The 10,298-nt window shown below is 63.8% G+C and carries 10 protein-coding genes; 2 read left to right on the top strand and 8 right to left on the bottom strand.

What is annotated here, in order from left to right:
- The 3 genes from A2J01_RS33040 to A2J01_RS33030 all read right to left on the bottom strand — a co-directional run.
- Positions 1-570, bottom strand: a 570-nt coding sequence (locus A2J01_RS33040) for a cobalt-precorrin-4/precorrin-4 C(11)-methyltransferase (RefSeq protein WP_064114377.1), incomplete at its 3' end; no start/stop codon positions are given.
- Positions 567-1,850 (bottom strand): bifunctional cobalt-precorrin-7 (C(5))-methyltransferase/cobalt-precorrin-6B (C(15))-methyltransferase, encoded by a 1,284-nt coding sequence (locus A2J01_RS33035; protein ID WP_064114376.1) that lies wholly within the window; start codon positions 1,848-1,850, stop codon positions 567-569. The genes A2J01_RS33040 and A2J01_RS33035, both read right to left, overlap by 4 nt.
- Positions 1,847-2,608 carry an SDR family NAD(P)-dependent oxidoreductase gene (locus A2J01_RS33030; protein WP_058226715.1) on the bottom strand — a complete coding sequence of 254 codons (762 nt, stop codon included), beginning with the start codon at positions 2,606-2,608 and terminating at the stop codon, positions 1,847-1,849. The genes A2J01_RS33035 and A2J01_RS33030 overlap by 4 nt, the downstream gene beginning before the upstream one ends.
- A 30-nt stretch (positions 2,609-2,638) precedes the next feature.
- On the opposite strand from A2J01_RS33030, the gene A2J01_RS33025 reads away from it, so the two are divergent.
- Positions 2,639-3,064 carry a PPOX class F420-dependent oxidoreductase gene (locus A2J01_RS33025; RefSeq protein WP_007729859.1) on the top strand — a complete coding sequence of 142 codons (426 nt, stop codon included), beginning with the start codon at positions 2,639-2,641 and terminating at the stop codon, positions 3,062-3,064.
- Here A2J01_RS33025 and A2J01_RS33020 read toward each other — a convergent pair whose 3' ends face one another.
- Complete coding sequence (locus A2J01_RS33020; protein ID WP_064114375.1) at positions 3,065-4,201, bottom strand: M24 family metallopeptidase; 1,137 nt, start codon at positions 4,199-4,201, stop codon at positions 3,065-3,067. It lies immediately after the preceding gene.
- Positions 4,202-4,238: 37 nt separating this feature from the next.
- On the opposite strand from A2J01_RS33020, the gene A2J01_RS33015 reads away from it, so the two are divergent.
- On the top strand, positions 4,239-5,204 hold the full coding sequence (locus tag A2J01_RS33015; RefSeq protein WP_003944862.1) for a 5'-3' exonuclease: 966 nt from the start codon (positions 4,239-4,241) through the stop codon (positions 5,202-5,204).
- Between the two features lie 4 nt (positions 5,205-5,208).
- Here the strand turns inward: A2J01_RS33015 and A2J01_RS33010 are convergent, their stop codons facing one another.
- The 4 genes from A2J01_RS33010 to tatA all read right to left on the bottom strand — a co-directional run bounded on the left by A2J01_RS33010 (position 5,209) and on the right by tatA (position 10,223).
- Positions 5,209-6,033 carry a DUF4333 domain-containing protein gene (locus A2J01_RS33010; RefSeq protein ID WP_064114374.1) on the bottom strand — a complete coding sequence of 275 codons (825 nt, stop codon included), beginning with the start codon at positions 6,031-6,033 and terminating at the stop codon, positions 5,209-5,211.
- A gap of 52 nt (positions 6,034-6,085) precedes the next feature.
- Positions 6,086-8,797 carry a DEAD/DEAH box helicase gene (locus A2J01_RS33005; RefSeq protein WP_064114373.1) on the bottom strand — a complete coding sequence of 904 codons (2,712 nt, stop codon included), beginning with the start codon at positions 8,795-8,797 and terminating at the stop codon, positions 6,086-6,088.
- A gap of 48 nt (positions 8,798-8,845) precedes the next feature.
- Complete coding sequence (tatC, locus tag A2J01_RS33000) at positions 8,846-9,874, bottom strand: twin-arginine translocase subunit TatC (protein ID WP_064114372.1); 1,029 nt, start codon at positions 9,872-9,874, stop codon at positions 8,846-8,848.
- 73 nt (positions 9,875-9,947) lie between these two features.
- Positions 9,948-10,223: a Sec-independent protein translocase subunit TatA gene (gene tatA, locus A2J01_RS32995; protein WP_064114371.1), complete on the bottom strand. Its 276-nt coding sequence runs from the start codon at positions 10,221-10,223 to the stop codon at positions 9,948-9,950.
- Positions 10,224-10,298: the final 75 nt, after the last annotated feature.

Here is a 10,298-nt window from a genome sequence, read left to right as displayed (position 1 = left end):
GACCACCGCGACCGGGCAGTCCTCGCCGTAATTGTCGGCCAACTCGGATGCGATCTGTTCGATGCGATGAGCGCCGAGGTGAATCACCATCGTCGCGCCGCTGCGGCCGAGCGACCGCAGATCCTCGCCCTCCGGCATCGCCGTCGACAAGGTGGAGACTCGGGTGAGAACAATGGTCTGCGAGACGCCTGGGACAGTCAGCTCGCGCCCCAGCGCGGCTGCAGCCGCGGTAAATGCAGGAACACCGGGAATCATGTCGAAATCGACTCCTGCGGCGTCCAGGCGACGAGCTTGCTCTGCCACTGCACTGAAGATCGACGGATCGCCGGAATGCAAACGCGCGACGTCCAGCCCAGCGGAATCCGCTTCGACAAGAATCGCGGTGATCTCGTCCAGGCTCAGCCGAGCAGTGTCCACGACCTGAGCTCCGACCGGGCACCACTCGAGCAACTCCGCTGGAACAAGGCTGCCTGCGTACAAGCACACAGGGCTCGCAGCGATGATCCGTTGCGCGCGGACAGTGATCAAATCTGCCGCACCGGGACCCGCACCGATGAAATGAACGGTCATTGTGTGGATTCCTCCGGCGTATCTGTGTCTGCGCCTGCAGACGGCTGACGTTTTGTGACGGACCATTGGACCACCGGAAGTTGCGGTCGCCAAACGTTGAACGTTCCCAACGGCTCGGCGCGCTGCACCTGAAAGCGTCGCAGCGTCCCACCATGGCGACTCATCCAGCCGAGCAGCAACGATTCGGACTCGGCGGTCACGGCGTTCGCGACCAGACGACCACCCACGCTCAACTGCTCCCAGCACGCTTCGAGCATTCCCGGTTGCGTGACGCCGCCGCCGACGAACACCGCATCGGGACGTCGAGTTTCGTCCGCAAACGCCTCCGGCGCGGCCCCTTTCACGTTCAACGCGGGCACGCCGAGATTGAGTGCATTGGCACCGATCTGCGACACGCGGCTCGCCACCTTCTCGAATGTTGTTGCAGTGCAACGTGGGTGAGTTCGCATCCACTCGATGGCGACGGTTCCCGACCCACCGCCCACGTCCCAGAGGTGTTCTCCCGGCGCCGGGGCAAGCGCGCACAACGTCAACGCACGGATCTCCTGCTTGGTCATCTGACCGTCGCCGACAAAAGCAGCATCCGGTAGCCCCGGGATTCGAGTCAGCCGCAAGAGAGGATCGGCCGCGATGCACTCGACGGCCAGAACGTTCAACGCGTCCACGTCCTCGTCCGCGTGATCCCACTCGTCTGCGACCGTGACGGTCCGCGATTCCCCGGCCCCGCCCAGCTGGGCCAGCACGGTCACGATCGATCGACCGAAGCCCGCGCCGGACAACAGACGTGCCACCTCCCCCGGTGTCGAGCGCCCGTTGCTCAACACCAGCAGTCGCGCACCAGAAGTCACGGAAGCCAATACTGTCGCCGAGTCTCGGTTGACCAGGCTCACGACGTCGATCTCGGCCGATGCCCATCCCATTCGCGCGCTCGCCAACGCCACCGACGACGGGTGGGAGATCACTCGCACGTTGTCCGCGCCGAGCAGCCTGACCAATGTGACACCGAGACCGTGGAACATCGGGTCACCGCTGGCGAGCACGCATACTCTGCGGTCCGCGTTCTCGGCGAACATCGACGGCAACGCCGGAATCATCGGAGACGGCCAGGTCAGCCTGGTGGGCGCACGCCGTGCCCCGAGATGTGTCGCCGGGACCAAGTCCAATTGGCGCGGCGACCCCATCAGGACCTCCGCGCCCAGGATTGCGCCCTTTGCGCTCTCGGACAGCCCATCCCAGCCGTCGGCGCCGATGCCGACGATCACCACCGGGTGTGTGGTCATCGCGGCATCCGGCGCCAGATCGTCTGAGGCAGAAGCCGCATGACGAAGAACACCGGCTGCAGAACTCGCGGTACCCACACACGCGTCGCCCCGGAGTTCAGTCCCCGCACGACGGCGTCCGCGACCTGCGACGGAGTGCTCGACATCGGGGCAGGCGACATTCCCTCGGTCATCTTCCCGATGACGAACCCTGGCCGTACCAGCATCAACTGCACGCCCGAACCGTGCAGCGCGTCGCCCAGACCGCTGGCAAAACCCTCCAAGCCGGCCTTTGCGCTCCCGTAGACGTAGTTGGCGCGGCGAACCCGAACGCCGGCGACGGACGAGAACACCACGATCTTTCCGGTTCCCTGTCGGCGCATGATCTCCGCGAGGTGCGTGAGGATGCTGACCTGAGCCACGTAGTCGGTGTGCACCACCGCGACCGCATGCGCCGCGTCGGTTTCGGCACGCGCCTGATCGCCGAGAATCCCGAAGGCCAGCACTGCAATCGAAATCCGACCGTGCTCGGCGACTACGGCGCCCAGGAGGTCTCCGTGCGTGTCGACAGCGTCGGCGTCGAACTCGACGGTGGAGACGTCGACAGCGCCGGCGTTTTTGAGCATCTGCTCCTGCTCCGACAGCTCTCCGCTGCGTCTGGCAGCCAGAACGATGTTGCGGCCCGGCGCGAGCCTGACCCCGATCTCGAGGCCGATCTCACTTCGTCCGCCGAGGAGCAGTACCGTCTCGATGTCATTCACGTTCGCACCCGCAGTCACCGCTCCAGTGTCCTGGATTACCGTCGTGGCATGACGCTCACCCCCTCCACCACGCCATCGTCACAGCAGACTCTCACTGAAGACGGGCTGAAGTTCGTCGGTGAATACCACCTCGCGACACTCACGACGTTGCGTCCGAACGGCACCCCACACGTCGTTGCCGTCGGGTTCACCTGGGACCAGGAAGCCGGAAAAGCGCGCGTGATCACCAGCGGTGGCTCACAGAAGGCGATCAACGCAGCGCGTGGCGGATACGCCGCCGTCAGTTCGGTCGACGGTGGCCGCTGGCTCACGCTCGAGGGGCCGGCACGCGTGCTCACCGACGCGGACTCCGTGGCCGACGCCGTTCGGCGCTATGCCGAGCGGTACCGCCAGCCACGGGTCAATCCCGCGCGCGTGGTCATCGAAATCGACGTCACACGCATACTCGGGTCCGCTGCGTTCAAGAAAAGCTGATCAGGCGAGGACAGTCAGGCCGTGCGGACGGTTGTTGAACGACTCGCAACCGTCGGCGGTCACGACGACGATGTCCTCGATACGGGCACCCCAACTGCCGCGGAAGTAGATTCCCGGTTCGATGCTGAAGGCCATACCTTCGACGAGTTCGATGGTGTTGCCCTCGACGATGTACGGCTCCTCGTGCACGGACAGCCCGATACCGTGACCGGTGCGGTGAACGAATACCTCTGCAAGCCCTTGTGCGGCAAGCACTTCGCGGGCTGCAACGTCCACGGATTCTGCGGAGACTCCTGGCCGCACCGAATCGACCGCAGCCTGCTGCGCCGCCTCGAGTACCGCGAACTGTGCGGCAACCTCCGCGGACGGCTGCCCCATGCTGTACGTGCGAGTGGAGTCCGAGTTGTATCCGGGCTCGACCGGTCCGCCGATATCGATGACCACGATATCGCCGCTCTCGATCACCCGGTCCGAAACCTCGTGATGCGGATCGGCGCCGTGCGGGCCCGAACCGACGATCACAAACGCGGCCTCGGTGTGCCCCTCTTCGAGAATCGCCGCCGAAATCGCTTCGCCTACTTCAGCTTCCGTACGTCCGACGACCAAGAACTCGGCCATGCGGGCGTGAACACGGTCGATGGCCGCACCGGCTCGCCGCAACGCCTCGATCTCGGCGCCGTCCTTGACCATCCGCAATTCGCGCAAGACGCCGGTGGCGAGAATCGGCAACGCGCCCAAGGTGTCTGCGAGCGGGATCAGATGCAGCGCAGGCATCGCATCCGTCACCGCAACCTTCGCGCCGGTCGGGAGTTGCGCCGCCACAATCGCATACGGGTCGACACCGTCGACCCAGTCGAGGACGGTCAACCCGAGATCGCCCACTGCCGATTCCTTCAGCGACGCCAACTCCAACCGAGGAAGTACGACGGACGCCTTCGCCGTGTCCGCGGCGATGACCAACGCGGTCAAGCGCTCGAACGAGTCAGCCCGAGAACCTGTCAGGTACCGCAGATCCGGACCTGGAGTCACCACCAGACCGTCGAGTCCTGCTGATCGAGCCAACTCCGCGGCGCGAGCGATACGTGCGCCGTACACGGCGCTGGAGAATCGGGAATCCTGTTCGGCTGGAGACGTCATGGCTTACAGGTTAGTGCCGACTGGCAGGATGGTGACCATGAGTGGGCCATTGCTTCTCCTCGACGGTGCCAGCCTGTGGTTTCGTGCGTTCTACGCGCTGCCCGAGTCATTCGTCGATCCCGACGGAAGACCTGTCAACGCGGTGCGCGGTTTCACCGACATGGTGGCGTCCCTGATCACCAAACACCAGCCGAGTCGTCTCGCCGTGTGCCTGGACTTGGACTGGCGACCGCAGTTCCGCGTCGATGCAGTCCCGACGTACAAAGCGCATCGCGTCGAGGAAGGCTCTGACGGTGCGTCCGAAGAAGTTCCGGACACGTTGACGCCTCAGGTCGACATGATCATGGACGTGCTCGCTGCAGCGGGTATCGCGACGGCGGGTGCAGTCGGACTCGAAGCCGACGACGTACTGGGAACGCTTGCCGCCACCGAGCGCGAAGATCTCACCGTCGTCGTCAGTGGTGACCGAGACCTACTGCAGGTCGTCACAGACGAGTACGTGCCCGTCCGTGTCCTGTACGTGGGCCGTGGCCTGTCCAAGGCGGAACTCTTCGGACCGGTCGAGGTTGCGGAGAAGTACGGAGTACCCGGTGACCGTGCGGGCGAAGCTTACGCCGAACTCGCGGTACTGCGCGGAGACGCCTCCGACGGTCTACCCGGCATCAAAGGTGTCGGTGAGAAGACTGCGTCGACACTGATGCTTCGTTACGGCTCGTTGGCCGGACTTCGGGCGGCCGCAGCTGATCCTGAATCGGATATGGCCAAGGGGATTCGCGCAAAACTGACCTCACCTGAGGCAATGGCTTACCTTGATGCTGCGTTGCCGGTCGTACGAGTAGTTCGCGACGCGGACGTTCAGTTCTCGAAGGACGACCGACTCCCGGCGACCCCCGTCGATCCCGCACGCCTCGAGGAAGTGGCGGCCTCGCTGAACATCGAGCGCTCGGCCGGCCGGCTTGCCGCCGCGCTCGAGGCTGCGGCGGCAGGCCGTTCCGACCAATAGGGCGTCAGCTCGGGCGGCTGACCTCGTACGTGCCGTTGTCGTCGACAAACGTCACGGTCACGTTCGACTTCACACCCGCGATCGAAAGCGTGCAGGTGAACTTGTTGCCTGACTTGACTTCCTGGTCCGCGGGGCACTGAACGTTGCTCACGTTCTTCGCCCCGTAGGACTCGGTGACGATCCTCTCGACGCCGGCCTGAGCCGCGCTCTGATCGAGTGTGTTCTTGCCGAAGACTCCGAACACCAGGGCCACCACGACAGCGGCAAGAACGACGAGAACGCCGATCGCACCGAAGATCAGGGGCTTCTTCGACGTACCCGACTGGTTTCCGGGCGCACCGGGACTCGGGAACGGCTGAGCCTGGTTCCACTGGTTCTGCTGTCCCGGAGTCTGCCCGGGGGCCGTGGCGCCCCACGCCTGCTGCGGTGCGGCAGCCGGAGGCTGACCCCACGCCTGGGTTGCGTCAGGTGACTGCTGTTGCCCGGCCTGACCCCACGGCTGTGCGGGAGGTTGTTGCTGGGGTTGTCCCCACGGCTGTTGCTGGCCGGGTTGTCCTTGTCCAGGTTGCTGCGGCTGACCGTACGCAGGCTGACCACCCGGCTGGCCGTAGGCAGGTTGTCCCCACGGCTGTTGCTGGCCGGGCTGCTGACCGGGCTGCGGTGTTTGACCAGGCTGACCCCACGGCTGTTGCTGGCCGGGCTGCTGACCAGGCTGCTGTTGTTCGCCCGGCTGCTGAGGATTCTGCCCCCACTGCTGCTCGTTCGGCTGCTGCTGATCACCAGGACCCCATTGCCGATTCGGATCGTTCGGTCCGTAAGGCCCGCTCATGTTCGCCTCCCACTCGAAATACCAGTCTGCGAATCAAACCACATAGTTGCGGTCATGCTGCGTCGACAGCAACTACCCCGCGACGAATTGCAGCTACCGCCCGCGCCGCAGTCTTCGCGACGTCGGCATCCGTCGAAGTCAGGCGGACCTGATCGAGGAGATCGATCACCTGACGACACCAACGTACAAAGTCACCCGCAGACAGCGCACGACCCTGCACTCCAGCCGCGATCAGTGCGTCGACAAGCGAGTTTTCGCTCGCCCAGTGATAAACGGCAGTGACGAATCCGAGATCCGGTTCCCGCGTCGGCGGCAGCTTGTGGCGAATCTCGTCCGACCGCAGTTCGCTCCACAATCGTTGAGTGTCGTTGAGGGCGTGACGAAGCGCCGCTGTCGGCACCCGATCGACGGTGTCCCCGTCCCGACGTGATTCGTAGACCACCGCGGACACGACGGCCGCCAACTCAGCCGGGCTGAGTCCTGTCCACGCCCCGGTCCGCAGGCATTCGGCGACCAGAAGGTCGCTTTCCGAGTAGATGCGGCTGAGTCGTCGTCCGGATTCGGTGACTTCGGGCGCTGCTTCGGCAGTCATGTACTCACGCTCTTTGAGTAGCGCAATGATGCGGTCGAACGTCCGCGCCAACGAGTTGGTGGTGGCCGCAGCCTTTTCCCTCATCGACTGCGTTTCCCTGGCCAGCCGGTTGTAGCGCTCACCGATCCGGCTCAGATGTTCACGATCGGGCCAGCTGTGGCACGGATGCGAGCGAATAGCACGTCGCAAAGTAGCGACCTCGGCATCTTCGGATGCGCCCGCCTTGTGGCGCTTCTTTCGCCGGGGGGCACTGATCCCGGTACTACGCAACGCCGAGGCCAGATCGCGCCGGATCCGGGCGGTGTGGTGATCGACATGCTTGGGCAGTCGCATCTTTCCCAGAACGTCGGCTGCTTCCGGGAAATCACCCGAGGAGAGTCGGCCGGCCCACTGATCGGCCGTCAGAACCAGCGGACGCGGGTCCTTCGGATCGTTGTCCGGGACGAGGACCACTGCCACCCCTGAATGACGACCGATGGGAATTGCGATCACGTCACCGCGGGCGAGTGCACGGAGGGACTCCACCGCATCTCCGCGTCGGTCTTCGCGGCCCTTACGTTCGAGCGCGCGCTCGCGCGCACTGAGCCGCTCACGCAACGACGCGTATTCGAAGTACTCACCGTCCGCACCGCCGAGTTTCTCCTGCAAACCCTTCAGTGCTTCTTCGTTCCGCTCGATGCCACGCGCCAGGCCGGCCACCGAGCGATCCGCTTGGAACTGCGCGAAGGAACGCTCGAGCAGCTTCCGTGAATCCGCCGCGCCCATGCGTTCGACGAGATTGATCGACATGTTGTACGAGGGGCGGAACGAACTGCGGAGCGGGAACGTCCGTGTCGACGCCAAGCCGGCGACATCCGTCGGCTCGACCCCGGGCTGCCACAGGACCACAGCGTGGCCTTCGACGTCGATGCCGCGTCGGCCGGCCCGACCCGTCAGCTGCGTGTACTCCCCCGGCGTCAGTTCGGCGTGCGATTCACCGTTGTACTTGACCAGACGTTCGAGCACCACCGTGCGTGCCGGCATGTTGATGCCGAGGGCCAGCGTCTCGGTCGCGAAGACCGCCCGCACGAGCCCCTTGACGAACAGTTCCTCGACTGTCTGGCGGAATGCCGGCAGCATGCCGGCATGGTGAGATGCCAGTCCGCGTCGTAGTGCCTTGCACCAGTCCCGATATCCGAGAACTTCGAGATCCTCTTCGGGTAGTTCCCCGGTGTGTTTCTCGATGATGGTGTCGATCTCGCGGACCTGCTCCGGCGAAGTGAGATCCAGTCTGGACCGCAGGCACTGTGCAAGAGCCGCATCACAACCAGCGCGGCTGAAGATGAAAGTGATGGCCGGGAGCAGTCCGGACTGATCGAGCTGAGCGATGACGTCAGGTCGTGGCAAGGGCCGGAAATCGTTGGAGCTCTGGTAGCTGCCGCGTCGTCCGCGGCCACGCGGCTGCCAGCTCTCGACGCGTTCGAGAGCCTGACGCTGCTTGACGTGGCGAACCAGATCCTGGTCGACGAGCACGGTCTTCGGCCCGGCAGCAGGATGACTACGACTGTCGAAGAGATCGAAGATTCGCCTACCGACCATGATGTGCTGCCACAGCGGGATCGGCCGAGTCTCGTCCACGACCACAGTGGTGTCGCCGCGGACGGTTTCCATCCAGGCACCGAATTCTTCGGCATTGCTCACGGTCGCCGACAAACTCACCAGGCGTACGTCCTCGGACAGGTGCAGGATCACTTCCTCCCACACCGCCCCGCGGAACCGGTCGGCAAGGTAATGCACTTCGTCCATGACGACGTGCGAAAGCCCGCGCAGTGCCTCGGAGTTGGCGTAGAGCATGTTCCGCAGGACTTCGGTGGTCATGACGACCACCGGTGCGTCGGAGTTGATACTCGAATCACCCGTCAGCAGACCGACTTCGCCGGGGCCGTACCGCTCGACGAGTTCGGCGTACTTCTGATTGCTCAACGCCTTGATCGGCGGCGTGTAGAAACACTTGCGGCCCGCCGCGAGAGCCAGGTGGACAGCGAACTCGCCGACCACGGTCTTGCCTGCACCGGTCGGCGCGCAGACAAGGACGCCGTGGCCCGCTTCGAGCGCAACGCATGCCTTCACCTGGAATGGATCGAGTTCGAACTTCAGGCTGGACGCGAACGTGCTCAGTTCACTCTTGTTCATAACCACCTCGTCAGGGTTTCACACGCCGCCGACGTGGTGGCACGGCGCTCAGAGAGTGTCAGTGAAATCCTGGCCGGGCGCGTTGTCGCCGGCGGTGTCGGATTTCTCCGCGACCGGAGCCTTGGACTTGGACTTACGTCCGAACAATCCACTCGATTCGGCCTTGGGTTTGGTCGGATTGTCGAAAGCCTCGTTCAGATCGGACGGAGCCGAGATGGAGGAAGCTTCCTCGTCGGACAGTGCGCCCCAGTCTTCACCGGCTCGCTTGGCCTTACGTTTGTCGTTGAGGCGAGCGATCTGGACCGCGACCTCGAAGAGAAGCGTCAGAGCCAGCGCGAGCGCCAACATCGAGAACGGATCCGACCCTGGCGTGGCAACTGCAGCGAATACGAAGAGCCCGAAGATCAATCCTCGACGCCAGGCCTTCAAACGCTCGTACGTCAGAATGCCGGCAAAGTTCAACACGACGACGAGCAGTGGAATTTCGAAGCTGACGCCGAAGATGAGCAGCAGATTGATGATGAAGCCGAAGTACTCCGAACCACTGAGCGCGGTGATCTGGACGTTGTCACCGATGGTCAGGAGGAAGTGCAAAGCCTTCGCCACGACGAGGTACGCCAGGATTGCGCCGAGAATGAAGAGAGCGGCACCTGCGGTGACGAATCCGACCGCGTAGCGACGCGCTTTGGCGTAGAGGCCCGGGGTGATGAATGCCCACAATTGGTAAAGCCACACAGGGCAGGCAAGAACGATGCCGGCGGTGAGCGCCACTTTGAATCGCAGCATGAACTGCTCGAACGGCCCGGTCGCCAGCAATCGGCACGCGTCGTCGGTGCTGAGGTTGGCGCGACTCTCGGACGGAAGCTCACAGTACGGTCCGCGAAGCAGATCGCCCAGACTTTCGAGACCGAGTATCGAGTGTGAATACCAGAAGAAGCCGAACGCCGTGGTGATGATCACGCCGAGGAATGCGAACAACAAACGAGTCCGCAATTCGTACAGGTGGTCGACCAACGACATGGTGCCGTCTGGGTTGACCTTCCGCTTGCGGTTACGCGGGTCTAACGGAATACGCACTGTGCATCCTGGTCTTGGTCAGCAGACAACCGGGGTGAACGAATATTTCACCCCGGCTAGAACGCAGTGTGTACTAGAGCGGCTTGACTTCGGTCGGCTGCGCAACAGGTGCTGCTGCACCGTTTTCGACCACCGCGGTGTTGGCCGTCGGCAACTGTGCCGGAGCAGGCTGTGCGACCGGCGCGCTTGCGGGCGCCGCATCGTCGTTCTGCATTTCCTTGACTTCGCTCTTGAAGATGCGGAGGGAACGACCCAGACCGCGTGCTGCATCGGGAAGCTTCTTCGACCCGAACAGAATTACGACGACAACAGCGACAATCAGCCAATGCATCGGCTGCATTGCACCCATAACGACCTCCCATGATCAGATTCCTCGATGCTACCGGACACAACCGGCGCTCGGAGGTGCCAAAGCACTTACTTC

The sequence above is a fragment of the Rhodococcus sp. EPR-134 genome, from assembly GCF_001647205.1.
GTDB classification, from domain to species: domain Bacteria; phylum Actinomycetota; class Actinomycetes; order Mycobacteriales; family Mycobacteriaceae; genus Rhodococcus_F; species Rhodococcus_F qingshengii.
The sequence above is the reverse complement of the archived record's forward strand: the minus strand, read 5'-3'. Positions and strand labels throughout refer to the sequence as shown.